This window comes from Polynucleobacter sp. 30F-ANTBAC, from assembly GCF_018882385.1.
In the GTDB taxonomy this organism is placed as follows: Bacteria; Pseudomonadota; Gammaproteobacteria; order Burkholderiales; family Burkholderiaceae; genus Polynucleobacter.
The window spans coordinates 147,727-173,378 of the sequence record NZ_JACVON010000001.1 but is presented as its reverse complement, the minus strand read 5'-3'; the positions used below and the strand labels follow the sequence as shown (position 1 = coordinate 173,378).

Below are 25,652 nucleotides of genomic sequence, written 5' to 3'. Positions count from 1 at the left end.
AAATTTTTTCATCCTTTTGATTAATAATATTCCTCATGGTTATGTGGTTCATAACCATGAGGCCTTGTACTTCTGATGCATTTAGTGCTTGAGGATCTCACTGCTTGTGGCCGCAGCTGCCTTACTGGCTTCAGCTGCTTTGGCAATTTCCTCTGGTGTCAGCTCTGGTAATGGCGTTGGCATTTTTTCCAAGGCTAATTCCAAAACTTGATCAATCCAGCGCACCGGTCTGATTTCAATTCCATTTTTGACATTATCTGGAATATCCGTCAAATCTTTGATGTTCTCTTCAGGGATCAAGACCAACTTAATGCCGCCACGATGAGCAGCAAGAAGCTTTTCCTTTAATCCGCCGATCGGAAGTACTTCACCACGCAGTGTGATTTCACCCGTCATCGCCACATCCGCACGAACTGGAATACCTGTAATCACAGACACCAAAGCGGTTGTAATCGCAATACCGGCGGATGGACCATCTTTAGGTGTAGCACCTTCTGGGAAGTGGATATGAAGATCTTTCTTTTCAAATGCTTCTTCAGAAATACCCAATTTACGACCACGTGAACGAACCACAGAACGAGCAGCTTCCACTGATTCTTTCATCACATCACCCAAAGAGCCGGTACGGATGGTGTTGCCTTTACCTGGCATCACAGCAGCTTCAATCGTTAGTAGATCGCCACCGACTTCTGTCCAAGCCAAACCAGTCACCTGCCCCACTTGATTCTCTTTAGCCGCTAAGCCAAAGTCATAACGGCGCACAGACAAGAACTTATCTAGATTAGAGCCATCGACTTTGATCGGTGCAGCCTCTTTTTTCAACAGCAATAGCTTCACGACCTTACGGCAGATTTTACTAATTTCTCGCTCAAGAGCACGCACGCCTGCTTCACGGGTGTAGTAACGAATAATGTCGCGGATCGCAGATTCTTCGATGATGATTTCGCCATCCTTCAAACCGTTGCCCTTGATCTGTTTTGGCATCAAGTAACTCATTGCAATATGGGTTTTTTCATCTTCGGTATAACCCGCTAAACGAATCACTTCCATACGATCCAATAACGGACCTGGAATATTTAATGAATTAGAGGTTGCCACGAACATCACGTCAGATAAGTCGTAATCAACTTCAACGTAGTGATCTTGGAAGGTATGGTTTTGCTCTGGATCTAAAACTTCAAGCATCGCACTCGCAGGATCCCCACGGAAGTCCATCCCCATCTTGTCAATCTCATCCAACAAGAACAATGGGTTACGCACTCCCACCTTGGTCAAGCTCGATAAGATCTTGCCAGGCATGGAACCAATGTAAGTACGGCGGTGACCACGGATCTCTGATTCATCGCGCACACCACCTAAGGCCATGCGCACAAACTTACGATTGGTCGCACGTGCAATCGATTGACCGAGAGATGTTTTACCAACACCTGGAGGGCCAACTAAACAAAGAATTGGTGCCTTCACTTTATCAACACGTTGTTGAACAGCGAGATACTCCAAGATGCGTTCTTTCACCTTATCAAGACCGTAGTGATCCTCATTCAATACTTTTTCAGCATTGGTGAGATCGTTGTTCACTTTGCTCTTTTTTCTCCAAGGTAAGTTGGTCAAGGTCTCAATGTAGTTACGCACCACAGATGCTTCAGCTGACATCGGAGACATCAACTTCAACTTCTTCATTTCGCCATCCACCTTTTTTTGCGCTTCTTTAGGCATCTTGGCAGCTTTGATACGTTTCTCGAGTTCTTCGATATCCGCACCGTCTTCGCCTTCACCTAGTTCTTTTTGAATCGCTTTAACTTGCTCATTCAAATAGTACTCACGCTGACTCTTCTCCATCTGACGCTTAACGCGACCACGGATACGTTTTTCTACTTGCAAGATGTCAATTTCGCTCTCGAGGTGAGCAAGGATCGCTTCTAAACGCTCAACCACCGTTGCTAATTCGAGCAAACGTTGCTTTTGATCGAGCTTGATCGGCAAATGGGAACAAATGGTATCTGCCAAACGAGCTGCATCATCAATGCCCTGCAAAGTAGCTAATACTTCTTGAGGAATTTTCTTGTTGAGTTTGACGTATTGGTCAAATTGAGAAACCACTGCACGACGCAAGGCCTCAATCTCAGGAACCTCAGATGAAACAGAATCATGTGGCGTTGCTTCGCACATGAAATACTCCAAGCTATCCTCAACATGGCTCACATCAGCACGCTGCGTACCTTCAACGAGCACCTTCACGGTACCGTCAGGTAGTTTGAGCATTTGCAGAATCTTTGCAATACAACCAACTGTATACAAGTCCTCTACTTCAGGCTCATCCTTGGCAGCGGTCTTTTGAGCCACTAATAGGACACTTTTGCCACTTTCCATAGCAGCTTCAAGAGCTTTAATCGATTTTGGGCGACCCACGAACAATGGAATGACCATGTGCGGGAACACCACCACATCTCTCAACGGCAACAAAGGCAGTTGGATGGGTTCAGAAGGAAGTAACAAGTCACCAGGCATGGTTAATCTCCAAATTGTGTTTGTAATTTCCTACAAGGTAAGAATACATCTAATTTGGGTCTGTTTTGATCAAAAACAAGGGTAAAAGTGAAGAAATTTACTAAAAAATGGTTTTTTTTGATGAATTTTTATTCTCAATGAACTTTTTGTTTATTGGTTTATTTACTTTGGGTAATGAAATGACCTCAATTTAATTATGTTTTTCATAAATAGATTGTCAAATTGTCAACCATAGTTTACAGTTTGAGGAATGGTGACTATACTAAAGACAAGAAAATTTCATAAATGGCTACTCGATCTAAAAGACTTAAAAGGTAAAGCCAGGATTCAAGTAAGACTAGACAGACTAGAGTTAGGCCACTTCGGAGACTGTTCAACGATTGAGTCTGGTTTGTTTGAATTACGCATTCATTATGGCCCTGGCTACAGAGTTTATTTTATGAAGAGTGGAAAAGAAATCATCGTCCTATTGGCAGGCGGAGATAAAACAACGCAAAGTAAAGATATCAAGCTCGCAATCAAGTTATCAAAAGAAATTTAGGAGCAACTTATGGCAAAAGAAATATTAACTAAGTGGGATAGCGCTGAATTATTAAAAACAGAAATCGATATCAGCAACTATTTGGAAGCATGCTTTGAGGATGGAGATCCTCAATTAATTACACATGCATTGGGTGTTATAGCTAAAGCTAGAGGAATGACACAGCTAGCAAAGGAGACAGGTATCAGTCGTGAGGGTTTGTACAAAGCATTGACCGATAACGGCAACCCAGAATTCTCAACTGTACTAAAAGTATTTAAAGCATTAGGTTTAAGACTAAGTCTTAGACCTATCTCCTCATAATTAGTTTAAGAAGCAAGTTTCTCTGATGCTTCTTGGTAAAGCATCAAAGGTTTACCGTCACCGTTGATGGTGTTCTCATCAATCACTACGCGCTTCACATTTTCAAGACTTGGTAAGTCGTACATCACATCCATCAAGGCATGTTCGATGATAGAACGAAGACCACGGGCACCGGTTTTACGAGCAATCGCCTTTTTAGCAATCGCACCTAAAGCGTTTTCACGAATCTCAAGCTCCACACCTTCCATATCGAGTAAAGCTTGGTATTGCTTCACAAGAGCATTGTTAGGTTCGGTCAAGATTTGGATCAGTGCCGCTTCATCCAATTGAGTCAGTGTGGCTACAACCGGTAAACGACCAATCAATTCTGGAATCAAACCAAACTTGATCAAGTCTTCCGTTTGTACTTCTTTTAGCAACTCTGAAATAGAACGATCGTCTTTGCCACGTACCTGAGCACCAAAACCGATACCAGCAGTCACGGTGCGCTGCTGAATGACTTTTTCTAAACCGTCAAAAGCACCACCGCAAATAAATAAAATATTCGTCGTATCGACTTGTAAGAAGTCTTGGTTAGGATGTTTGCGGCCACCTTGTGGTGGTACAGAAGCCATCGTACCTTCAACGAGTTTGAGTAGAGCTTGCTGAACACCCTCACCGGATACGTCGCGCGTGATCGATGGGTTGTCTGACTTGCGAGAGATCTTATCGATCTCATCGATGTAAACAATGCCGCGCTGTGCTTTATCTTTATCGTAATCACACGCTTGCAATAACTTCTGAATAATCGCCTCAACGTCTTCACCCACGTACCCTGCTTCAGTTAAGGTGGTAGCGTCAGCAATCACAAAGGGCACATCCAATAGTCTGGCTAATGTTTGCGCTAATAATGTTTTACCGGAACCTGTCGGACCGATCAAAAGAATGTTACTTTTAGCTAATTCAACACCGTTGTGAACCGTCTTTTTATTTTTGCCAGCACCCGTTGTTTCAATATGCTTTAAACGCTTGTAGTGGTTGTAAACCGCTACAGCAAGTTGTTTTTTAGCATGATCTTGACCGATCACATACTGATCTAAGCTGGCACGAATTTCATGAGGCGTTGGCAAATCTTCGCGAACACCCTCTTGTACCGCCTTACCAGCTTCCTCCGTGATGATGTCCGTACATAAATCGATGCACTCATCACAGATAAAGACATTCGGTCCAGCAATGAGCTTTTTAACTTCGTGCTGATTTTTTCCACAGAAAGAACAAAAAAGTGGCTTCTCGGTTGACGTCGTTGTTTCACTCATAACTGTTTATTTTTTGTTGTTATTTTCTATTTTGCAATTTTCTAGGTTGCTATTGGATTAACGCTTCTCTATCACTTGGTCAATCAAGCCATATTCTTTTGCTTGCTCGGCTGACATGAAGTTATCACGATCCGTATCTTTGGCAATTGTTTCAATCGTTTGACCAGTGCGATCTGCCAATACTTGATTCAAACGCTCACGCAAATAAAGAATCTCACGCGCTTGAATTTCAATATCAGAAGCCTGACCACGCGCACCACCCAAAGGCTGATGAATCATCACACGTGAATTTGGCAATGAGAAACGCTTGCCTTTAGCACCCGCTGATAACAAGAATGCGCCCATGCTGGCAGCCATGCCCATGCACAAGGTGCTCACATCTGGCTTGATGAATTGCATCGTGTCATAAATCGCTAAGCCAGCTGAAACAGAACCACCAGGAGAGTTGATGTACAAAGAAATGTCTTTCTCTGGGTTTTCACTTTCCAAGAAAAGTAACTGAGCAATCACCACATTAGCGGTTTGATCATTCACCTCACCCACCAAGAAAACAACACGCTCTTTTAATAAGCGTGAATAAATATCATAAGCACGCTCACCACGACCAGATGTTTCTACAACCATCGGAACCATGCCCAAAGCTTGAGTGTCTAGTGCGCTGTTAAAAGTGTTGTTCATATCTTTGTCGTCTCCTGGGATTCTTTGGTTTGATTCAGCAATTACTGAACCTGACTTAATTCCTCAAAGCTTACTGCTTTTTCAGTTACCTTGGCTAAACTGCTCACATAAGCGACTACGTTATTCTCAAGAACCAAGGCTTCGACATCTGCCAAACGCTTTGGATCACTGTAGTACCAACGCATCACTTCTTTAGGATCTTCGTAGCTAGAAGATTGCTCTTCGATTTCTGCTTTGATCTGCTCTGGCTTAGCTTCTAATTTCTGTTGTTTCACCAATTCGTTCAAGATCAAGCCCAACTTCACACGCTGCTCTGCTTGTGCTGTAAACAATTCAGCAGGAATCGGTGCATCTTTAGCATTTGGAATACCGCGAGCTGCCAAGTCCTGACGTGCATTCGCAATCAAACGCTCTTGTTCTTGTGCCGCTAAACCTTTAGGAACATCTAACTCACAAATCTTTGTTAAAGATTCCATCACTTGGCTCTTTAATAAAGTCTGTGTGCGACGCTTCACTTCACGTGTTAAGTTCGTACGAACCTCTTCACGCATTTTGGCAACGCCTTCAGCAACACCAAGTGATTTAGCAAATTCATCATTTACTTCTGGCAAATGTGGCCATTCCACTTTTTTCATTGTGACTGTGAAATCGGCTGTCTTACCAGCCACCTCTTTACCCTGATAATCGGCTGGGAAAGCTAATGGGAACACTTTAGACTCACCTGCTTTAAGACCTAGAGACGCTGTTTCAAACTCAGGCAACATGCGACCTTCACCCAATACAAATGTGAAGTTCTCAGCTTTACCACCAGCAAACTCAACGCCATCGATTTTACCTACGAAATCAACGGTTACCTGGTCACCGGTTTGAGCCGCTGTGTTGGCACCGCCGTTACCGTGAGCACTTTCTTCGCCACGTGTGTGAAAGTGAACACGTTGTTTGCGAAGCACTTCTAATGTCTTATCAATTTCAGCATCATTCACTTCTGTTGCATAACGTGTGATTTCTGCTTTGCTGAGGTCACCCATCTTTACTTCAGGGAACACTTCAAATTTAGCGTCATAAACCACTGGATCAGCAGTCATGTCACTCTTTGGCTCAAGACTTGGTTGACCAGCAATCTTTAATTCTTGTTTTTTAACGATGTCATAGAAAAGGTTCGTGGCGTGATCAAATTGCGCCTCAAAATCCACTTGCATACCGTACTGTGCTTCAACCATCTTCATGGGCACTTTGCCTGGACGGAATCCAGCCATTTTGACGGTCTTAGATAATTTTTGTAAGCGCGCAGTGCGAGCCTGAGCTGTATCGGCTTTTGGAAAGCTGATAGTAATTTTGCGGTCTAAATTGCCGAGGTTTTCAATCGTTACAGACATGCTGGTATCCCGTTTAAGCTTATTAAAATAGGGGCAGAGCCAAAGATCGACCTGCCACCTTGAGTAGTACATCACAAAAGCTCACTATTCTACATGAGAGCGCAAGAATAGCGGCATTCCAGTTTGCCCTAATCCCGATAAATCAATGACTTAGCTTGAATGCCTTTAACATCTCAATGCTATTTAGGTTCCAAGCCCTAAAACTTATTGGCCCTATAGTGAATCATCTGTTGGGCTTTATGATGTCAAAATAGCGTTTTTCCAATATTTGAGCTTAAAGGTCACCCTATGAAAATGATTCAAGAATTCCGCGCTTTTGCTGTTCGAGGCAATGTGATTGACTTGGCGGTTGGCGTGATTATCGGTGGCGCTTTCGGAAAAATCGTTGATTCTGTGGTTGGCGATGTCTTTATGCCTATTGTGGCTTGGCTAATTGGTGGCAAATTAGACTTTTCAAACCTTTTTGTGGTTTTGGGCACGGTTCCTGAGAATGTGCCCCGCACGCTCGATGCTCTCAAAAAAGCAGGCGTCCCTCTTTTTGCTTATGGCAACTTTTTGACCATCACTTTGAACTTTGTGATTTTGGCTTTCATTATTTTTCAAATGGTCAAAATCATTAATCGCATTAAACTTCAGGATGAAGCTGACGCCGCTACTGAAATTCCTCCGGTGCCAGAAGATATTCAGTTACTCAGAGAAATTCGAGATAGTCTTAAAAAATAAGGAATCAAAATGATTACGACCCCATCAGGTTTGCAGTACGAAGATACAGTTGTTGGTTCTGGCGAAGAAGCTAAAAAAGGCAATTACGTTACAGTTCACTACACTGGCTGGCTCTATGAGAATGGTCAAGCTGGTCAAAAGTTTGATTCCAGTAAAGATCGCAATGATCCATTTGAGTTCCCATTAGGTGGCGGCATGGTCATTCGTGGTTGGGATGAAGGTGTTCAGGGTATGAAAATCGGCGGCACACGTCGTTTAGTAATCCCTGCTGAATTAGGCTACGGCGCATCAGGTGCTGGTGGCGTGATTCCACCAAATGCAACGCTTCTATTTGAAGTAGAACTTTTAGCGGTTTAATTGCTAATCAGTTAATGGCTTAGTAAGCTAAGTCAAAAAAAGCGCTCTAATTTAGAGCGCTTTTTTATTTGGTCCTTGGATCTAACTCTGATAGAGCATCACGATGGCTTGCACCGCAATACCCTCACCTCGTCCCAGGTGGCCTAAGCCCTCATTGGTTTTTGCTTTAACGTTCACTTGATGGGAGTCAATACCCAGATCTGCGGCGATGTGATTAATCATTGCTGGGATATGAGGTGCCATCTTGGGTGCCTGACAAATGATTGTGGCATCCACATTACCCACTTGATAACCGGCAGACTGAACCAGTTTCACCGTTGCTTGAAGTAAAACACGGCTATCAGCGCCTTTGTACTTTGGATCCGTATCCGGGAAATGACGACCAATATCACCCAAGGCAGCTGCACCCAATAGAGCGTCCGTGATGGCATGCAATAACGCATCAGCATCCGAGTGCCCCAACAAACCGTGAGTATGAGGGATTTTTACGCCACCAAGAATTAAGTCGCGGTTCTCGACTAAAGCATGAAGGTCGTAGCCTTGGCCAACGCGAAATGGAAATGAAGAAACGCTCATGATGTTTTTTTTAAACGAAGTAGATCGTTCATTAAAGACCAATCTTGGGGATATGTCACTTTTAAATTGCGCCACTCACCGGGAACCAATAAAGGCTCACAACCGGCTCGCTCCATGGCACTGGCCTCATCGGTCACTTCCGTTTTGCTAGTTAACGCTTCTTGCAATGCTTCGCTTAACGCTTGTAGTCGGAACATTTGCGGAGTTTGAGCCAACCACAACCCATCACGTGGCAAAGTTTTGCCAATGCATTGAGGATTAGCTTGAGAAATCATTTTTAGCGTATCAGCCATTGGCATGGCCAAGATGCCACCGGATACATAAACCTGCTCGGTGACTGCTTGGATCAATCGTCTTGCGGCTTCAATGCTCAGACCGGGCCTAGCAGCGTCATGCACCAAAACCCAGTCATCAGCAGAAATCCCTGCACCCAACATTGCCTGCAAGGTTTGCAGCACGGTCTGATGACGGCTCTCACCACCTGTTGGGCTAATTGTTAAACGTGAGTCATTGGATGTGATGAATTCGTGAGGGGCCTGCAGTTCAGAAGATACGCCAACCCAAATACTGGTTATTTCTGGCATATCGAGGAATGTTTGCACCGAATGCATCACCATCGGTTGACCAGCTAGCAATTGAAATTGCTTGGGGAGTGGCTGAGATGGCTGACCCATGCGACTGCCAGTTCCTGCACACGGAATGAGCACGTGCAAAGAATGGGGCTTGTCCGAAGATGTTTGAGCAGGATTCATCCCTCAATTCTATAATGCTTCGCTTATGCAGAAGTTATCGGCTGAATTAACAGCCTCCATGAATCAGGTGACATGGTCACCCCCCCTCCCGGGACCCCGGGGTGGGCAGCGCTTAACCGTTTCAAAGTTGATTGGTTCTGCAGATGCCGCTGTGATTGCCCAGCAAGCCCTTGCACATCGCTCCGCTTTCTCTGTCATGGTAGTTATTTGTGCGAATGCCTTGGATGCGGCGCGCCTTCAAGAGGAGATTCCGGTATTCGCTCCTAGCTTGGCGGTTCGTTTGCTGCCTGATTGGGAAATCTTGCCTTACGACGCATTTTCCCCCCACCAAGATTTGGTCTCGGAGCGTTTGGCAACCTTGCATGAACTTTTAGTTGGCGCCTGCGATATTGTTTTAATGCCGGTGACCACCGCCCTTCAGAAACTAGGCCCTCCTAGCTTTTTAGCGGCACATACCTTTTTCTTTAAAAAAGGTGACAAACTCGATGAAAAAGCTTTGCGCTTGCAGTTGCAGCAAGCTGGCTATGACCCTGTCAGCGCAGTAGTTCGCCCTGGTGAATACAGTCTTCGTGGTGGCTTGATTGATTTGTTTCCAATGGGATCAGCACTACCGTATCGCATCGATCTATTTGGTGATGAGATTGATCAAATCCGCTCCTTTGATCCCGATACGCAACGCAGCTTATTCCCCGTACAAGAAGTCCGACTCCTACCCGGTCATGAGTTTCCGATGGATGAAGAATCCAGAACAGCTTTTAGAGGTCGCTGGCGCGAAGTGTTTGATGGCGACCCATCACGATGCAGTATTTACAAAGATATTGGTCTAGGCATCCCTAGTGCAGGTATCGAGTCTTACTTGCCACTCTTCTTTGAAGGTGGCGCCACGGTCTTTGATTATTTACCTTTAGGCAAGGGTCCAGTTTGGCTAGGTATCCATGGTGATCTAGAAACCAATGTCCGAGGTTTTTGGCAAGACACACAGCAACGCTACAACTTCTTAAAACATGATTCAGCACGACCTGTTTTAGATCCTAAGCAACTGTATTTGCAAAACGATGAGTTATTTAGTTTATTAAAGCCGTTTGCAAGACTGCAATTACAAAACAATGCTTCAGAGAAAACGGCTGATGCAGCTTCGGAGTCTACATCCGATGAATTAGTTACGGATATCGCCTTCTTACCACTGCCAAATATCGCAGTGAATCGCAAAGAGGCTGATCCGATCGCCAAACTCAAGCATTTGGCCTCGACGACCACATCCAGAATATTGATCAGTACAGACAGTGCTGGCCGTCGGGAGACCGTGCGTCAACTCCTCGAAGAAAACGGCTTACGAGCACAACAAACGGATAGCTTGGCAGAGTTCCTCTTATCCGACAACCCTATCGGCATCACTCACAGCACCATCCACGATGGTTTTGTTTCAACTGCAGCTCAACTCATCATCGTTACCGAAACTGAATTGTTTGCTGCAAGTGCTAGAACCAGACGTAAAGGCAAAGATAAAGAAGCCAGTAACGTCGACACCCTTGTCCGCGATCTATCTGAACTCAAAGTGGGCGACCCCGTCGTTCACGCAGAGCATGGCATTGGTCGTTACCAAGGTTTGATTTTGTTAGACGTCGGTCATGGTGAAGAAGAATATTTACATCTGCTCTATGCGCATGCTGCCGCTCTGTATGTTCCCGTTCAGCAACTCCAATTAATTTCTAGATATGCCGGATCGGATCCTGATACAGCCCCTTTGCATCAATTGGGCTCCGGTCAATGGGAAAAAGCCAAGCGCAAAGCCGCTCAACAAATTCGAGATACCGCTGCCGAATTACTCAACCTCTATGCCGCGCGTGCATTGCGCAAGGGGCATGCTTTTGAGTTTTCAGCACATGACTACGAAGCCTTCGCCGACGGCTTTGGTTTTGAAGAAACCGCCGACCAAACTGCAGCGATTGCGGCAGTGATTCAAGATATGACCAGTGATAAACCCATGGATCGATTAGTCTGTGGTGACGTTGGCTTTGGTAAAACGGAAGTGGCTTTAAGGGCCAGTTTCTTGGCAGTGATGGGCGGCAAGCAAGTCGCAATCTTAGCTCCCACCACCCTGCTTGCTGAACAGCATGCTGAGACATGGAAAGATCGCTTTGCAGACTGGCCCGTGAAAATTGTGGAGCTATCCCGCTTTAAAACTACCAAAGAAGTGAACGCCGCACTGGATGCGATGGCCAGAGGTGAAGCCGATATCGTGATTGGCACACATAAGTTGTTTTCAGCAGACGTGAAGTTCCCAAGATTAGGCTTGGTCATCATTGATGAAGAGCACCGTTTTGGTGTGCGTCAAAAAGAAGCGCTAAAAACATTGCGGGCTGAAGTCGATATCTTGATGCTCACTGCCACACCGATTCCACGAACTTTGGGCATGGCTTTGGAAGGTTTGAGAGATTTCTCTGTGATTGCGACAGCACCTCAAAAACGTTTGGCGATTAAGACCTTTGTGCGTCGGGAGAGCGATGGCATCATTCGTGAAGCAGTCCTTCGAGAAATCAAGCGTGGTGGTCAGGTCTATTTCTTACATAATGAAGTCGATACGATTGAGAACCGCAAACAGTCCCTAGAAAAGCTTTTACCGGAGGCTCGCATTGTGGTGGCTCATGGCCAGATGCACGAGCGAGATCTTGAGCGTGTGATGCGAGACTTCGTGACGCAGCGCGCCAACATTTTGTTATGCACCACGATTATTGAAACCGGTATTGACGTTCCAACGGCCAACACCATCATCATGCACCGAGCCGATAAGTTTGGTTTGGCTCAGTTGCATCAGTTGCGTGGTCGCGTGGGACGATCGCACCACCAAGCCTATGCCTACTTAACGGTTCCAGATCCCGAAGCATTGACCAAGCAGGCCAAGTTGCGCTTGGATGCCATCCAAGCCATGGAAGAATTAGGTTCTGGTTTCTATTTGGCGATGCATGACTTAGAGATTCGTGGCGCAGGTGAAGTTTTGGGAGATAAACAATCCGGTGATATTTCGGAGATTGGTTTCCAGTTGTATACCGAGATGCTCAACAAAGCTGTGAAATCCCTAAAGAGTGGCAAAGAACCTGACTTGATGGCGCCTATGGAAATCATTACGGATATTTCATTGGGCGTGCCGGCACTTCTCACCAATGATTACTGTCCAGACGTTCATGAGCGCTTATCTTTGTATAAACGATTAGCCAGTGTGGAGACTCAAGAAAAGTTGATAGATATCCGTGAAGAATTGGTTGATCGTTTTGGAGAGTTACCAGAGCAAGCCTTGTCTTTATTTGAGACGCATCGCTTGCGCCTCAATATGGCGCGCTTGGGTATCAAGAAGATTGACGCTAACCCCGTTCAAATCTCCATCCAATTTATTCCCAATCCACCCATTGATCCGATCAAGATCATTCAATTGGTTCAAACGAATAAACGTGTACAGTTGAACGGACAAGATAAACTCAAGATTATTCCTGCTGATAAAGAAGCTTTTATTACCTTTGCTCAGCGATTAGAAGCCATTCGCCAACTCATGAAGCACTTAGGCGATACTGTTGTTAAAGATCCAAAATAAGAGTTCCTTATGCAAATAGCCCTATTCCACATGACCGCGATTGATCCAAAATTGATCCGCGAGATAGAGTCCGCTCACCAGGTTCAATCGGTAATTCCTAAAACAACTAAAACAACGGTTCTGCAATTAACAGACGTTCTAAGTCTTGAGCAAAGAACACACTTACGAAATCTGTGTACTTTGCATGCAACGGATATTGGATTTTTACCGAAGCATTTCGATCCAAGCCAAATCAAATTATTGGCCATGGACATGGATTCCACACTCATCAATATTGAATGCATTGATGAGATTGCCGATGCCGTGGGTAAAAAGAAAGAAGTATCAGATATTACTGAAGCTGCTATGCGTGGCGAGATCAAAGATTTCAGTGAAAGCTTGCGTCGTCGCGTGGCTCTTCTCAAAGGCGTACCAGCAGCAGCCCTGGAAGGTGTTTTTAACGAACGTTTACGTTTAAATCTTGGTGCAAGAGAGCTGATTGCTGGTGCTCACGCCAGAGGTATCCATACCTTATTGGTTTCTGGTGGCTTTACATTCTTTACGCAAAAGCTACAAGCTGAGTTACATCTTTCTGAAACCCATGCCAATCAACTAGAGATTATTGACGGTTTATTGACTGGTCAAGTTCTTGGCAACATCGTGGATGGTGCAGCTAAGGCTGCTTATGTGGAAGCGCGTTGTCTGAGTCTTGGATCAAATAAACATGCTGCGGTGACGATGGGTGATGGCTCCAATGATTTACCGATGATGCACGGTGCAGGCCTATCAATTGGTTATCGTGCGAAACCTATCGTTAAAGAAAAAGTAGATATGGCTTTTGATCATGTTGGATTGGATGCTTGGTTAGATCTTTTGTAAAAAATATTCTTGATGTAAACCTTTTAAACAATTAAACGTTAATTATCCAAAGCCCTCACTTCTATGAAGTGGGGGCTTTGTGCATTCAAGACTTAATAAATTAACAAAATTGATAAAAGGTGAATATTTGAAGCGTCTTAATATGCTTGACTATGGTAGTTCATTGAACTACCATAAACATTACGAATGGGATGAAGTTAAAAGCATTGAATGTCATAAGTTACGCGGGTTCGGATTTGAGGAAATAACTAACGTTTTTCTAGATCCACAAAAAATAGTTAAAACGGATAAAAAACATGATTACGGCGAAGACAGATATGAGATGTTAGCCATGTTTACGGAAACATTATTTGTTGTAGTCTTCACAATTAGAAGTGAAGCAATTAGGATAATTTCTGCGAGGAAAGCAAATGAAAGAGAAAAAAAGAGATATAAAAATAAAAAAAATAACAGTTAATCCGAATGACCCAACTTCATTTCCGAAATGGAACGTCAATCAGAAATTACTAGATGCAACTAATGAGAAAGAAATTGAAAAACAGAAGGCTGAAGATGATCTCGAAGCGAAAATGGATGCTGCTAGGTATGCAAAAAGCATAAGGGAAAAGCTAGGATTTACTCAAAAGCAATTATCCGAAAGAATTTTGGTCCCACTCGACACCATCAGAAATTGGGAGCAAGGAAAAAGATATCCAACCGGTCCAGCTAGACTATTACTAAAAATATTAGATAAGTCACCAAAATTAGTTTTAAGAGTAATTTAACTCAATAAAAAAGCCGCTCATGAGAGCGGCTTTTTTCTTTGCTGAAACCCTGATCAGAGACGTTCGAAGATCACTGCAATACCTTGACCACCACCAATACACATTGTTACTAGTGCGTATTTACCGCCTGTGCGATGGAGCTCGTAAATAGCCTTGGTTGCAATGAAAGCGCCTGAACAACCTACTGGGTGACCTAATGCAATGGCGCCACCGTTAGGATTGGTTTTAGCCATATCAAGACCCAAACCTTTTGAAACTGCAATGGCTTGTGCCGCAAATGCTTCATTGGATTCAACAACATCAATTTTGTCGATGGTTAAACCGGCACGTTGCAAGGCAATCTTAGACGCTGGAATTGGACCTTCACCCATGATGTCATTCGGCACACCTGCTAGCGCATAAGACACTAGACGCGCCATGGGTTTTTGACCAGCTTTTGCTGCTGCATCAGCCGATGCCAAAACAAAGAATGCCGCACCGTCATTAATACCAGACGCATTACCAGCCGTTACAGAACCATCCTTTTTGAAAGCTGGCTTCATCTTACCCAGGCTTTCCATGGTTGTAGAAGCTTTAACGTGCTCATCAGTATCAAACACCACATCACCCTTACGCGTTTGCATGGTGATCGGTGTGATTTGTGATTTGAAACGACCTTCAGCAATTGCTGCAGCAGCACGGCGATGAGACTCTACCGCGAGAGCATCTTGCTCTTCACGAGTGATGTTCCACTTCGTGGCTAAGTTTTCTGCTGTGATACCCATGTGACCAGCACCAAATGGATCGGTCAAAGTCGACACCATTAAGTCGATCATTTTGGTATCGCCCATACGAGCACCGGTTCGCATTGAAGGAGCACCGTAAATACCGCGTGACATCACCTCAACACCACCACCCACACCATACTCACAATCACCCAACATGATGGCTTGAGATGTTGTGACAATACCTTGTAAACCAGAACTACATAGGCGATTAACAGCCATAGCTACCGATTCCATCGGTAAACCCGCTTGAATAGCAGCAACACGAGCCACATATGGAAAGCGTGATTCTGTTGGAATACAGTTACCAACAGTCACATAATTAATTTGTTGAGGGTCAACACCAGAACGGCTAACAGCTTCTTTCATGACTGTACCTGCCAATTCAGCTGGCTCCATACTGCTTAATGAACCACCAAAACCACCAATAGCAGAACGAACTGCACTTAGAACAACCACTTCTCGAGCCATCTGAAACTCCCTTTAAAAACTTTTTATTAGAAAAAACTAGTCTGTAGGGCTAATCTTACGACTAACTGTCTAAAACAAGCAATTGGACAAAACTAGGGGTAATCACCCATGGGTTTATGAAAGCCTTAAATTAGAGCTGCGCAATCAGATCGTGGCCTTGAGTGCCAACCACAGTTGCTTTAACAAATTCGCCAGCTCTGTATTTTTTAGAGATCTTATCAGTTGGTAACAAATGCACCAAACCGTCAATTTCTGGGGCATCCGATTGGCTTCGGCCAACACCACGAGGACCATCCACAGCATCCACAATCACTCGAATACGTTTACCAACCTTCGCTTGCAAAAGCTTGGCTGAGACCTCTTCGGCAACGGCCATGAACTGGGCTTGACGCTCATTTCTGATGGCATCAGGAAGAGCACCTTCCAATTCATTGGCTTTAGCACCTTCTACAGGAGAGTAGGCAAAACAACCCGCACGATCAATCTTAGCTTCACGCATGAAATCCAATAAGTAATTGAACTCTTCTTCTGTTTCACCAGGGAATCCTGCGATAAAGGTACTACGAATTGTCAAATCAGGGCAAGCTGCACGCCATGCCTGAATACGATCAAGATTTTTTTCACCACTGGCTGGGCGCTTCATTCGCTTAAGAACATCGGGGTGAGCATGCTGCATTGGAATATCTAGATACGGTAAGACACCACTACCTTCATCAGCAAACTGTGCCATCAAGGGCAAGATCTCATCCACGTGAGGGTAAGGATAAACATAGTGCAAGCGCACCCATGCATCATGCTGTCGCGCTAATTTACCGAGGGCTTCGACCATGTCAAAGAGTTTTGCCTTGACGGGACGACCATCCCAAAAACCTGTTCTGTATTGGACGTCCACACCATAAGCACTGGTGTCTTGAGAAACTACCAATAACTCTTTAACTCCCGCTTCAAATAAATGTTGCGCTTCAAGCAAGACATCGCCAATCGGGCGAGAAACCAAATCACCGCGCAAACTAGGAATAATGCAAAAAGTACAACGATGGTTGCACCCTTCAGAAATCTTTAAATACGCATAGTGCTTCGGGGTTAACTTGATACCTGCTTTAGGCACCAAATCAGAAAATGGATCATGTTCTTTAGGGAGGTGCTGATGCACCACAGCCAGGACTTCATCGGCTGCATGAGGGCCGGTTACCGCCAGAACTTTGGGGTGAACCGATGTCACCACATCGGAACCATCAGCATTCTTTTTAGCACCCAAACAACCAGTCACAATTACTTTACCGTTCTCGGCTAATGCTTCACCAATGGCATCTAAACTCTCTTGCACCGCTGAATCGATGAAACCACAGGTATTGACCACCACTAGATCTGATCCAGCGTAGTCCTTAGCGATCTCATAACCCTCAGAGCGTAATTGCGTCACGATACGTTCAGCATCAACCAAAGCCTTAGGGCAACCTAAGGAAACAAAACCAATCTTGCCGCTCACTTATTTATCGCTCTTCGTCGGGGTCGTAAAAGGAAAGCCTGTAAACGCTTTGCTCGGGTCTTTCATGCTCTCTTGCATTTGGCCAAACAAGGCTTTGCTTTGCTCAATGTAATTACCCATCATGTCGGGCATCATGGGATTTTGAACGTTCATGAACTGAGCCCATGCCTCGGGTGTTGCTTTAGCACCGCCCTGCTGAGATTGTTCTGCAAACTTACTTTGCATATCGATGAACGATTGCATATTTTTCTCTAGCAAACCACCGACCATGCCTTGCATGGAATGACCGTAGAAGCGAATCATTTGAGACAACATCGGGGTTGTGAACAATGGCACACCACCCGCCTCTTCTTCCAAAATAATTTGAAGCAAGATCGCGCGCGTTAGATCTTCTTCCGTCTTCGCATCAACGACTTTAAATTCTTCATGACCTAAGACCAACACTTTAACGTCAGCTAATGTGACATAAGTGCTCGTTTGAGTGTCATAAAGACGACGATTCGGGTATTTCTTAATCGTTCGGATGCCAGCAGATTTTGCAGATTGTTTTTTAGTAACCATGATCATTCTTTAGAGGCTTGTGTCCCTCTATTGTAAGTGCAAATCTGACCTTTTATTGCTTAGCAGCAATGGGCTCATGGGTTACACCCCCAAAAGAGCCCATTAACCTACTTAACCCATGTGCAATCCACCGTTGAGTGAGAAGTCTGCTCCGGTTGAGAAGCCGCCATGATCGGAGGCCAACCAAGACACAATCGAAGCAATCTCATCTGGGGTTCCCAAGCGTTTAACAGGGATAGTGGCAATGATCTTTTCTAGAACATCTTCACGAATCGCAGTCACCATATCGGTCCCAATATAGCCCGGTGAAACTGTATTCACAGTCACACCTTTGGAAGCTGTTTCTTGAGCTAATGACATGGTGAAGCCATGAATACCTGCTTTGGCTGTGGCGTAGTTAGATTGACCAAATTGACCTTTTTGCCCGTTCACCGAGGAAATATTGATCACGCGCCCCCAACCACTGTCGACCATGCCATCGATCACTTGCTTCGTCACGTTGAACAAGGAGTTCAAGTTTGTATCGATCACTGCACGCCAGTCATCCGGAGTCATCTTGCGGAATACCGTATCGCGAGTGATACCTGCGTTATTCACCAAAACATCTACTTTGCCAAATTCTGCTTTTACCTTATTAAAGGCAGCAACAGTGCTATCCCAATCTCCCACATTGCCTTCGGAGGCAGAGAAGTCAAAACCAAGCGCTTTTTGCTCACCCAACCAACGATCTTTGCGGGGTGAATTAGGCCCGCAACCGGCAATTACTTTAAAACCATCTTTAGCTAAACGCTGACAAATAGCGGTGCCAATTCCACCCATACCGCCTGTTACATATGCAATCTTTTGACTCATGGTACTTCTCCTTGTTGAGCTATTAGCCTTAAAACTTCACTATAAAAATTCTGTTTCTTACTTTGCTGCTTGATCCATTACGTCATGTCGTAATTAATCTTTTGCCTTTTCTTTCACGTAAGAGCCTGGGGCCTTTTCAATCATCTTGTATTTGGTATTGCCATAGGTTTTGGGGGCTGCTTTAAGCTTGCCACCTAATGGTGCCAACCACTTAATCCAGTCAGGCCACCAACTGCCTGGAATTTCTTTGGCCCCCTCAAACCACGTGTCAGCTTTAGCTGCCAATTTAGGATTGGACCAATAGTTGCGTTTGTTTTTAGCAGGAGGATTGATCACGCCTGCAATGTGTCCCGAGGCCCCCAATACAAAATGTACTTTGGCGCCCTTAAGAAGTTTGGTGGATTCATAAGCAGACCACCACGGTACGATGTGATCTTCTCGAGAGGCATACAAGTAAACCGGGCATTTAATTTTGCCAAGGTCCACTTTCTCACCACAAATGGTTAATTTGTCAGGAACTTTGAGTTCATTCTGCAAATACAAGTGACGTAAATACCAGACATACATAGCGCCCGGTAAGTTAGTGGAGTCACCATTCCAATAGAGCAAGTCGAAAGGTGGCGGAGAGTTACCTTTTAAGTAACTATCTACCACGTAGTTCCATACCAAATCATTGGGACGTAAGAACGAGAAAGTATTGGCCAATTCAACGCCGCGCAACATACCGCACTGACCACCGTTCATGCCACCAATGGAGTTTTCTCGAAGCTGCACAAGTTGTTCATCTACAAACACATCCAAGATGCCTGTATCTGAGAAATCCAACAAGGTTGTTAAAAGGGTCAAACTGGCAGCTGGGTGTTTGTTGCGCGCAGCCAATACCGCTAGTGCAGTACTAGTAATCGTTCCACCGACACAGAAACCCAAGATATTGATTTGCTTTTGACCGCTGATCGCTTGCACTGTTTCAATGGCGTTGATGGCCCCATCACCGATGTAATCATCCCAAGTGGTGCCTGCCATGCTCGGATCAGGATTCTTCCATGAGACCAAGTAAACAGTATGCCCTTGTTCAACCAAGTACCTCACCAGAGAGTTCGCTGGCTGTAAATCCAGAATGTAGTATTTGTTGATGCACGGCGGAATCATCAAATAAGGTCGCTCGTAAACCTGAGCAGTCAACGGCTTGTACTGAATGAGCTGGAAGAGCTCTGTCTGGTAAACCACGGCGCCCTCGGTGGTCGCCATGTTCACCCCCACCTCAAAAGCTGTCTCATCGGTTTGAGAGACTTTGCCTTTACCTAAATCTTGGAGAGCGTTCAAGATACCTGTGCGCAGTGATTCACCTTGGGTATCAATCAAACGCTGATGCGCTTCTGGGTTGGTCGCTAAAAAATTAGATGGCGACATCGCATCAATCATTTGCTCGATGCTAAAACGAATCCGTTGACGTGCCTTAGCTTCTGCTTCAACTGCATCTGCCAAAGTTAATAAATGTTTTGAATTTAATAAATAGAAGTTAACCGTGGCTTGGCTCCATGGGTTTTTCCATGCATCCCCCAAGAATCGACGATCCTTGATCTCAGACCCAGTTGGGTTTGCCCATAAAGCGGCCAAGTCTTTGGCATATTGCTGTTCAATTTCCACCAACCTCTCTGGGGGTATCAAAGCCATATGCTGCGGAGCGAGGCTGGGGCCCTTACCTAAGCCTTGCGTCTTAACCATAAACTTCCTTAATAGAGAGACTTAACCATATGTCTAATAGCTCTATTTTGAGGTTTAATTGTTAAATTAGTTATAAGAATTAACCCTATCTATAACTTCGATCAAGCTTACGTGGTGGGGCTTTTGAGGCATGGTTTGAGTGACATCATTTAGTCAATCCGTTTAACTGTTAGATTTCCAAATCAAACTTGCCATCCGCCCCGTAATGCGATCACGTCGATAGGAGTAAAAGCGTTCATTTTGAAAGGTGCACTCACAGCCCCCCTCAATAGAGGTTACGCCCACGGCTTGAAGTCTTAATTTAGCTAATTGATAGATATCCGCCATAAATTTACCAGGCTCATCACAAGCCTTGAAGGCGGCATCACTGTGGTGATCATGCAGGACAAAAATAGCTCTGACCTCTTCACCGACCTGGAAGGCCATCGGCCCAATTGCTGGCCCCAAATAAGCTTGTATCTCTAAATCATCTTTGGCCACTTTGCGTCTCATGGCGCTCACCGTTGCTTCAAGAATGCCCGCACTCAGCCCACGCCAACCCGCATGGGCTGCACCGATTACCTGCCCATCCGTAGATGCCAGCAAAACAGGCAAACAGTCTGCCGTCATGATGCTGAGCACAAAGTTAGGTAAGGTAGCGATAGCCGCATCGGCTGCCGGGGGCTCGGTATATCCAGAAGGTCCATAAGGAACCCAGTGATCGGCATCAAAAACTGTGGTGCCATGTGTTTGATTGAGCCAGATAGGGTCAGATGGCAAAAAGGTGCCGAGTATCAGGCGATTGGCAGCAACCGATTCAGGGTCATCCCCCACATGTGCCCCCAAGTTTAGGCAGTCATAAGGCGGCTGACTCACACCCCCTTCGCGATGTGTGATCAAAATCTTAACAGCATCTTTCCCGGGCCACTCTGGCTGAATCCATGGCTTATTCGATCCATTAGACATTCAAGCTCTCCCAATCCGGCCACAGAGCGCCCTCAGGAACATTCAGTCTCAGAGCTAGCTCTTTCATATCTTCAGGCATCGGTGCTTGCCAAAGCAACTCTTCTTTGGTTTTAGGATGTTTGATCCCCAATACAGCGGCATGCAATGCCTGCCCACCTCGGCTGAACTCCAAAATAGAAGCATCAGCTGGGTTTTTCTTTTTATAAACAGGGTCGCCCACCAAGGCATTACCCAGTGACTCAAGGTGAACCCGAATTTGATGGGTACGCCCGGTCTCTAGGCGACAAGCGACTAAAGAGACTTTGGCTTTATTAAAGGCGCCCATTTCCAAAAGCTCAACGTGGGTGACGGCTGGTTTGCCAGCTGAGCCCGTGATCAATGCCATCTTGAGTCGATCTCTTGGATCTCTACCAATGGGCGAGTGAACTGTTTGAGAGCGTACTTGCCCCCACGCTAAAGCCAAATAGCGTCGAATCACTTGACGAGATTGAAGCTGTCGAACCAAATCAGTTTGGGCTTCTAAGGTTTTAGCCACCATCAGTAAACCGGAGGTGTCTTTATCAAGACGATGCACAATACCCGCTCTAGGCACGCTGGCAATCTGAGGATATCGATAGAGCAAACCGTTTAGTAAGGTACCCGACCAGTTGCCATTGGCAGGATGAACCACCATCCCTGCTGGCTTATGGATAACGAGAATTTCAGAATCCTCATAAACAATGTCTAAAGGAATGTCCTCTGGGACATAAGCTTGCTCTTCATCACTCGCTTGAGGAATCACCACAATATGATCGCCTGCTTGGGCGGCATATCGGATTTTAGGTACTTGACCCGCGATTGTGACAAAACCGTCTTCAATCCAAGTTTTGAGACGATTACGTGAATGTTGAGGCACTAATTGGGCTAAAACCTTATCCAAACGCTCCCCTGCCAAATGATCTGGCACAAATACAGCAATAATCTCTTCCTCATCGATATAATCGGAAGTATTGTTCTCAGGAGAATCTGGTAATGCCAAAATTGGGTGCCTTTCCATCTATCAACACCGCTAGTTTAAGTCGCATTTGCTCAGGCATGTTCGGGTCTTTCACTACTGTCTCATTCTTAGTCTCAGCAGCCTTACTCACTGGGTGTGCCGGAGGGCCTGAGGATGAAACTGCCGGCTGGTCTCAAAATAAACTTTATGTTGAAGCAAAAGATGCCATGGAAGGTGGTGATTTTGATAGATGCGTGAAGTACTTCGAAAAACTTGAAGCACGCTACCCCTTTGGTCCCTATGCCCAACAGTCGCAGATTAATGTGGCTTATTGCCATTGGAAAGGAAACGATCTAGCTCAAGCAGCCACAGCAGTTGATCGCTTTATTCAGCTGCATCCAGGTCATGCGATGGTTGACTATGCCTACTACTTAAAGGGCTTGATCACCTTCAATGACAATCTAGGCTTTTTAGGGAAAATCACTGGTCAAGATTTAAGCGAGCGAGACCCTAAGGCAGCACGTGATGCCTTTGAAGCATTTAAAATTTTGACCACTCGTTTTCCTGATAGCAAATACACGCCAGATGCTTTGGATCGTATGCGTTATATCGTGAACTCTCTAGCGGACAGCGACGTCAATACAGCGCGGTTCTACTACCGCCGCGGCGCATTTTTAGCAGCCATTAATAGAGCTCAAATTGCTATTACGGACTATGATCGAGCGCCAGCCATTGAAGAGGCTCTCTATATTTTGTACAAGTCCTATGATGCTATTGGGATGAAAGATCTAAGTAATGATGCGCTTCGTGTTTTAAAGCTCAATTACCCAAACAGTAAGATCGTAGAAACTGGCATTCGCAGCACCGCCGAGGATAAAACCCCTTCATGGTGGCAAATCTGGCGGAAGTAACATTGGATTCATGAGAGGAATGACTCATGACCAAGTTAAATAAAAAAGGAAGGATTTAATCCTTCCTTTTTTTATGGCGAGAATGCCTCAGGCTTAGCTTCTTTTAACTCTTGATGCAATCGCACAAAGGAGTTCATAGCCAATTGTGCCAGCCGCTTGAGCAACTCGATCAACCGGTAAGTAGTGTCCCCATAACTCCACCTCAGTACCCACCTCAGCGTGCGGCATATCGGTGATATCAACGGTGATCATATCCATCGAGACTTGACCCGCAATCGGACAAATTTTTCCATTGGACAAGCCACCTGGGCCCGCGATCCAAACTGGTGTGCCATCTGGGGCATGCCTTGGGTAGCCATCGGCATAACCACAAGCAATCACAGCAATCCGAATCGGCACATCCGTGCGGTAGCGAGAGCCATAACCAACACTCTCACCCGCCTCTAAATGCTGAATGCCGATGATTTTGGTTCTGAGAGACATGGCTGCTTGCAGCTGGGCATGCTCGATGTCTTCATACTTGCCAGATGGCGAAACGCCATAAAGCATAATTCCAGGTCTTACCCAATCACATTGAACCAAGTGGTGATGCCAAAGAATCGCTGCTGAGTTAGATAAAGACGTTTCACCCGATAAGCCCGCTATTGTTGATTGAAAGACTTCCAATTGCTGGTCTACCGTAGGCGTGCGATCCACATAGTCGGCATTGGCAAAATGGGTCATGTGCGCCACATTGAAGCCCACAGCGTGCAAGCGGTGGAATACCTCTCGATAACTAGCAGGTTTAAGACCTAAACGGTTCATACCCGTGTTCATTTTAAGAAATACGCGCAATGTCTCAGGATGAAGAGTTTGAGCAGATTGGCGCGCTTCCATGGCATTTTCCAGCCAATCTACTTGATTGAGCTCGTGCACCACACAATCGCACCCCAACTCAAGAGCCTCAAAAACATCCTCCTGAGTAAATAACCCTTCTAAAAGTAGGATAGGCCCCTGCCACCCCTGCTCACGTAATACCTTCGCTTCTGCCAGATCCAATAGAGCAAATCCGTCGGTACCTGACAGGCCCTCCAAGGCTTTAATCATACCGTGTCCGTAGGAATTAGCCTTCACCACCGCCCATACTTTTGTTCCAGGCATGAGGTGGCGAACACGCTCTAAGTTGTGTCGCAAGGCATTGGTATCGAGGTGAACTACGGTCGGTCTAGACAGAAAAGACTCACTTTCGTGTTTTAATGGAAGTTGATAACTGAATTGTACGAATGAAACCAGGTTTTTACACAATTATGGCGGCGCAATTTTTTTCGTCGCTCGCAGACAACGCGCTGTTAATCGCAGCGATTGCTTTGCTATATCAACTCCAAGCACCGGCTTGGATGACTCCGCTCCTGAAACTTTTCTTCGTTTTATCCTATGTTTTATTGGCTGCCTTTGTGGGAGCCTTTGCTGACTCACGCCCTAAAGGCAAAGTGATGTTCATGACCAATACGATCAAGATCGTGGGTTGTATGGCTATGTTGTTCAGTACCCACCCTTTGATGGCTTATGCGATCGTCGGCTTTGGTGCAGCAGCCTACTCTCCTGCCAAATATGGCATTTTGACTGAATTATTACCGCCAGAAAAACTAGTGGCTGCCAACGGTTGGATTGAAGGCTTAACCGTCGGTTCTATTATCTTGGGAACTGTTTTGGGTGGAATGTTAATTTCTAATAAGCTTTCCTTAATGCTATTAGGCTTTGATTTTCCTTTAATGGATACCGGGATTGATACTGCCCCTGAAGCGGCGATCTGTGTGATTGCCCTTGTTTACCTGATTGCCGCTGGATTCAATTTAAGAATTCCAGATACAGGAGCGGTTTACCCCAAGCAAGAAAGCAACCCGATTCGTTTGATCAAAGACTTCAAACATTGCTTTGATACGCTTTGGAAAGATCGCTTGGGCCAAATTTCGTTGGCTGTGACCACCTTATTCTGGGGTGCCGGAGCCACACTTCAGTTCATTGTTCTTAAGTGGGCTGAATCAGCTTTAGGGATGTCCCTGTCCCAAGGCGCTATTTTGCAAGCCGTAGTCGCATTTGGTGTAGCCGGTGGCGCTGTTTGGGCGGCAGCACGTGTTCCTCTGAAAAAAGCATTAACTGTCCTCAAGTATGGCGCGATGATGGGCGCTTTAGTCATGGTGATGGCTATTTACCGCAAAGATCTCATTGCAGACATTCAGATTGATTTAGGTTTATTCGAAATGCCTTTATACCTTTTAATCACCTATCTTTTCTTGATGGTCATTGGTTGGATGTCGGGTTACTTTGTTGTACCAATGAACGCCCTCTTACAGCACCGTGGTCACGTTTTACTTTCAGCAGGCCACTCCATTGCTGTGCAAAACTTCAATGAGAACTTATCTGTTTTAGGCATGCTCTGTCTTTATGCGCTTCTCATCTGGTTAGACTTGCCAATCTCATTTGTTATTTTGTTATTTGGCAGCTTTGTTTGTTTAGTGATGATTTTCATCATGCGCTGGCACAACAGAAACCAAGCTGAGTATGACTCCTTACATCTCATTGGTGAGCACAAGCACTAAGCTGCTGATTCCTTTTACATCAATGACCCATTGATTCATCAATTGAATGACTTCATCTTTAA

24 protein-coding genes are annotated in these 25,652 nt (G+C 45.2%); 10 read left to right on the top strand and 14 right to left on the bottom strand.

Going from position 1 to position 25,652, the window contains the following annotated elements:
* Positions 1 to 81: 81 nt before the first annotated feature.
* Positions 82 to 2,508 carry an endopeptidase La gene (gene lon, locus ICN28_RS00920; RefSeq protein WP_216285527.1) on the bottom strand — a complete coding sequence of 809 codons (2,427 nt, stop codon included), beginning with the start codon at positions 2,506 to 2,508 and terminating at the stop codon, positions 82 to 84.
* 250 nt (positions 2,509 to 2,758) lie between these two features.
* Between lon and ICN28_RS00915 the strand changes: the two genes are divergently transcribed.
* Both ICN28_RS00915 and ICN28_RS00910 read left to right on the top strand, forming a co-directional pair.
* Positions 2,759 to 3,049: a type II toxin-antitoxin system RelE/ParE family toxin gene (locus ICN28_RS00915; RefSeq protein WP_216285526.1), complete on the top strand. Its 291-nt coding sequence runs from the start codon at positions 2,759 to 2,761 to the stop codon at positions 3,047 to 3,049.
* 9 nt (positions 3,050 to 3,058) lie between these two features.
* Positions 3,059 to 3,352 carry an addiction module antidote protein gene (locus ICN28_RS00910; RefSeq protein ID WP_216285525.1) on the top strand — a complete coding sequence of 98 codons (294 nt, stop codon included), beginning with the start codon at positions 3,059 to 3,061 and terminating at the stop codon, positions 3,350 to 3,352.
* 5 nt (positions 3,353 to 3,357) lie between these two features.
* Here ICN28_RS00910 and clpX read toward each other — a convergent pair whose 3' ends face one another.
* The 3 genes from clpX to tig are packed head-to-tail and all read right to left on the bottom strand — an operon-like array spanning position 3,358 to position 6,701.
* Complete coding sequence (gene clpX, locus ICN28_RS00905; RefSeq protein ID WP_216285524.1) at positions 3,358 to 4,647, bottom strand: ATP-dependent Clp protease ATP-binding subunit ClpX; 1,290 nt, start codon at positions 4,645 to 4,647, stop codon at positions 3,358 to 3,360.
* 57 nt (positions 4,648 to 4,704) lie between these two features.
* The gene (clpP, locus tag ICN28_RS00900) at positions 4,705 to 5,325 is read right to left on the bottom strand and encodes an ATP-dependent Clp endopeptidase proteolytic subunit ClpP (protein WP_216285521.1); all 621 of its coding nucleotides are present in this window, start codon (positions 5,323 to 5,325) and stop codon (positions 4,705 to 4,707) included.
* A gap of 41 nt (positions 5,326 to 5,366) precedes the next feature.
* Positions 5,367 to 6,701 (bottom strand): trigger factor, encoded by a 1,335-nt coding sequence (gene tig / locus ICN28_RS00895; RefSeq protein ID WP_216285519.1) that lies wholly within the window; start codon positions 6,699 to 6,701, stop codon positions 5,367 to 5,369.
* Between the two features lie 288 nt (positions 6,702 to 6,989).
* Here tig and mscL point away from each other — a divergent pair, with 288 nt between their 5' ends.
* Both mscL and ICN28_RS00885 read left to right on the top strand, forming a co-directional pair.
* Positions 6,990 to 7,424, top strand: coding sequence for a large conductance mechanosensitive channel protein MscL (gene mscL / locus ICN28_RS00890; protein WP_216285517.1), 435 nt, complete (start codon positions 6,990 to 6,992; stop codon positions 7,422 to 7,424).
* Positions 7,425 to 7,433: 9 nt separating this feature from the next.
* Positions 7,434 to 7,781, top strand: coding sequence for an FKBP-type peptidyl-prolyl cis-trans isomerase (locus tag ICN28_RS00885; protein WP_216285516.1), 348 nt, complete (start codon positions 7,434 to 7,436; stop codon positions 7,779 to 7,781).
* Positions 7,782 to 7,862: 81 nt separating this feature from the next.
* Here the strand turns inward: ICN28_RS00885 and ispF are convergent, their stop codons facing one another.
* Both ispF and ispD read right to left on the bottom strand, forming a co-directional pair.
* The gene (gene ispF / locus ICN28_RS00880; RefSeq protein ID WP_216285515.1) at positions 7,863 to 8,357 is read right to left on the bottom strand and encodes a 2-C-methyl-D-erythritol 2,4-cyclodiphosphate synthase; all 495 of its coding nucleotides are present in this window, start codon (positions 8,355 to 8,357) and stop codon (positions 7,863 to 7,865) included.
* Positions 8,354 to 9,109, bottom strand: coding sequence for a 2-C-methyl-D-erythritol 4-phosphate cytidylyltransferase (ispD, locus tag ICN28_RS00875; protein ID WP_216285514.1), 756 nt, complete (start codon positions 9,107 to 9,109; stop codon positions 8,354 to 8,356). Before ispD ends, ispF begins: the two co-directional genes overlap by 4 nt.
* A 58-nt stretch (positions 9,110 to 9,167) precedes the next feature.
* Between ispD and mfd the strand changes: the two genes are divergently transcribed.
* From mfd to ICN28_RS00855, 4 genes are all read left to right on the top strand, one after another.
* A complete protein-coding gene (mfd, locus tag ICN28_RS00870; RefSeq protein ID WP_216286807.1) occupies positions 9,168 to 12,695 on the top strand; it encodes a transcription-repair coupling factor in 3,528 nt (1,175 codons plus the stop codon).
* 15 nt (positions 12,696 to 12,710) lie between these two features.
* Positions 12,711 to 13,553 (top strand): phosphoserine phosphatase SerB, encoded by an 843-nt coding sequence (gene serB, locus ICN28_RS00865; RefSeq protein ID WP_370626450.1) that lies wholly within the window; start codon positions 12,711 to 12,713, stop codon positions 13,551 to 13,553.
* Between the two features lie 127 nt (positions 13,554 to 13,680).
* The gene (locus ICN28_RS00860; RefSeq protein WP_255536069.1) at positions 13,681 to 14,010 is read left to right on the top strand and encodes a BrnT family toxin; all 330 of its coding nucleotides are present in this window, start codon (positions 13,681 to 13,683) and stop codon (positions 14,008 to 14,010) included.
* A complete protein-coding gene (locus tag ICN28_RS00855) occupies positions 13,964 to 14,317 on the top strand; it encodes a DNA-binding transcriptional regulator (protein ID WP_216285513.1) in 354 nt (117 codons plus the stop codon). The genes ICN28_RS00860 and ICN28_RS00855 overlap by 47 nt, the downstream gene beginning before the upstream one ends.
* 53 nt (positions 14,318 to 14,370) lie before the next feature.
* Here ICN28_RS00855 and ICN28_RS00850 read toward each other — a convergent pair whose 3' ends face one another.
* The 7 genes from ICN28_RS00850 to ICN28_RS00820 all read right to left on the bottom strand — a co-directional run bounded on the left by ICN28_RS00850 (position 14,371) and on the right by ICN28_RS00820 (position 22,142).
* A complete protein-coding gene (locus tag ICN28_RS00850) occupies positions 14,371 to 15,552 on the bottom strand; it encodes an acetyl-CoA C-acyltransferase family protein (protein WP_216285512.1) in 1,182 nt (393 codons plus the stop codon).
* 130 nt (positions 15,553 to 15,682) lie between these two features.
* Complete coding sequence (gene rimO / locus ICN28_RS00845; protein WP_216285510.1) at positions 15,683 to 17,041, bottom strand: 30S ribosomal protein S12 methylthiotransferase RimO; 1,359 nt, start codon at positions 17,039 to 17,041, stop codon at positions 15,683 to 15,685.
* Positions 17,042 to 17,602, bottom strand: a complete 561-nt coding sequence (gene phaR, locus ICN28_RS00840; protein WP_216285508.1) for a polyhydroxyalkanoate synthesis repressor PhaR — start codon at positions 17,600 to 17,602, stop codon at positions 17,042 to 17,044.
* 111 nt (positions 17,603 to 17,713) lie between these two features.
* Positions 17,714 to 18,454, bottom strand: a complete 741-nt coding sequence (locus ICN28_RS00835; RefSeq protein WP_216285506.1) for a 3-ketoacyl-ACP reductase — start codon at positions 18,452 to 18,454, stop codon at positions 17,714 to 17,716.
* A gap of 93 nt (positions 18,455 to 18,547) precedes the next feature.
* Positions 18,548 to 20,179 carry a class I poly(R)-hydroxyalkanoic acid synthase gene (gene phaC / locus ICN28_RS00830; protein ID WP_216285504.1) on the bottom strand — a complete coding sequence of 544 codons (1,632 nt, stop codon included), beginning with the start codon at positions 20,177 to 20,179 and terminating at the stop codon, positions 18,548 to 18,550.
* A 162-nt stretch (positions 20,180 to 20,341) separates the two neighbouring features.
* Entirely contained in the window at positions 20,342 to 21,124 is a 783-nt protein-coding gene (pgeF, locus tag ICN28_RS00825) for a peptidoglycan editing factor PgeF (protein WP_216285502.1), read from the bottom strand.
* Positions 21,117 to 22,142, bottom strand: a complete 1,026-nt coding sequence (locus ICN28_RS00820) for an RluA family pseudouridine synthase (protein WP_216285501.1) — start codon at positions 22,140 to 22,142, stop codon at positions 21,117 to 21,119. The genes pgeF and ICN28_RS00820 overlap by 8 nt, the downstream gene beginning before the upstream one ends.
* A gap of 56 nt (positions 22,143 to 22,198) precedes the next feature.
* On the opposite strand from ICN28_RS00820, the gene ICN28_RS00815 reads away from it, so the two are divergent.
* Positions 22,199 to 23,011: an outer membrane protein assembly factor BamD gene (locus tag ICN28_RS00815; protein ID WP_216286801.1), complete on the top strand. Its 813-nt coding sequence runs from the start codon at positions 22,199 to 22,201 to the stop codon at positions 23,009 to 23,011.
* 93 nt (positions 23,012 to 23,104) lie between these two features.
* On the opposite strand, the gene alr is transcribed toward ICN28_RS00815, so the two are convergent.
* Positions 23,105 to 24,223, bottom strand: coding sequence for an alanine racemase (alr, locus tag ICN28_RS00810; protein WP_216286799.1), 1,119 nt, complete (start codon positions 24,221 to 24,223; stop codon positions 23,105 to 23,107).
* Between the two features lie 50 nt (positions 24,224 to 24,273).
* On the opposite strand from alr, the gene lplT reads away from it, so the two are divergent.
* Positions 24,274 to 25,590, top strand: a complete 1,317-nt coding sequence (gene lplT / locus ICN28_RS00805) for a lysophospholipid transporter LplT (protein ID WP_216285500.1) — start codon at positions 24,274 to 24,276, stop codon at positions 25,588 to 25,590.
* Positions 25,591 to 25,652: the final 62 nt, after the last annotated feature.

What these genes read in the sequence shown, in the direction of transcription:
- lon (WP_216285527.1), bottom strand. Translation starts at nt 2,508, where the DNA reads ATGCCTGGTGACTTGTTACTTCCTTCTGAACCCATCCAACTGCCTTTG.
- ICN28_RS00915 (WP_216285526.1), top strand. Translation starts at nt 2,759, where the DNA reads ATGGTGACTATACTAAAGACAAGAAAATTTCATAAATGGCTACTCGAT.
- ICN28_RS00910 (WP_216285525.1), top strand. Translation starts at nt 3,059, where the DNA reads ATGGCAAAAGAAATATTAACTAAGTGGGATAGCGCTGAATTATTAAAA.
- clpX (WP_216285524.1), bottom strand. Translation starts at nt 4,647, where the DNA reads ATGAGTGAAACAACGACGTCAACCGAGAAGCCACTTTTTTGTTCTTTC.
- clpP (WP_216285521.1), bottom strand. Translation starts at nt 5,325, where the DNA reads ATGAACAACACTTTTAACAGCGCACTAGACACTCAAGCTTTGGGCATG.
- tig (WP_216285519.1), bottom strand. Translation starts at nt 6,701, where the DNA reads ATGTCTGTAACGATTGAAAACCTCGGCAATTTAGACCGCAAAATTACT.
- mscL (WP_216285517.1), top strand. Translation starts at nt 6,990, where the DNA reads ATGAAAATGATTCAAGAATTCCGCGCTTTTGCTGTTCGAGGCAATGTG.
- ICN28_RS00885 (WP_216285516.1), top strand. Translation starts at nt 7,434, where the DNA reads ATGATTACGACCCCATCAGGTTTGCAGTACGAAGATACAGTTGTTGGT.
- ispF (WP_216285515.1), bottom strand. Translation starts at nt 8,357, where the DNA reads ATGAGCGTTTCTTCATTTCCATTTCGCGTTGGCCAAGGCTACGACCTT.
- ispD (WP_216285514.1), bottom strand. Translation starts at nt 9,109, where the DNA reads ATGAATCCTGCTCAAACATCTTCGGACAAGCCCCATTCTTTGCACGTG.
- mfd (WP_216286807.1), top strand. Translation starts at nt 9,168, where the DNA reads ATGAATCAGGTGACATGGTCACCCCCCCTCCCGGGACCCCGGGGTGGG.
- ICN28_RS00855 (WP_216285513.1), top strand. Translation starts at nt 13,964, where the DNA reads ATGAAAGAGAAAAAAAGAGATATAAAAATAAAAAAAATAACAGTTAAT.
- ICN28_RS00850 (WP_216285512.1), bottom strand. Translation starts at nt 15,552, where the DNA reads ATGGCTCGAGAAGTGGTTGTTCTAAGTGCAGTTCGTTCTGCTATTGGT.
- phaR (WP_216285508.1), bottom strand. Translation starts at nt 17,602, where the DNA reads ATGGTTACTAAAAAACAATCTGCAAAATCTGCTGGCATCCGAACGATT.
- ICN28_RS00835 (WP_216285506.1), bottom strand. Translation starts at nt 18,454, where the DNA reads ATGAGTCAAAAGATTGCATATGTAACAGGCGGTATGGGTGGAATTGGC.
- phaC (WP_216285504.1), bottom strand. Translation starts at nt 20,179, where the DNA reads ATGGTTAAGACGCAAGGCTTAGGTAAGGGCCCCAGCCTCGCTCCGCAG.
- pgeF (WP_216285502.1), bottom strand. Translation starts at nt 21,124, where the DNA reads ATGTCTAATGGATCGAATAAGCCATGGATTCAGCCAGAGTGGCCCGGG.
- ICN28_RS00815 (WP_216286801.1), top strand. Translation starts at nt 22,199, where the DNA reads ATGTTCGGGTCTTTCACTACTGTCTCATTCTTAGTCTCAGCAGCCTTA.
- lplT (WP_216285500.1), top strand. Translation starts at nt 24,274, where the DNA reads ATGAAACCAGGTTTTTACACAATTATGGCGGCGCAATTTTTTTCGTCG.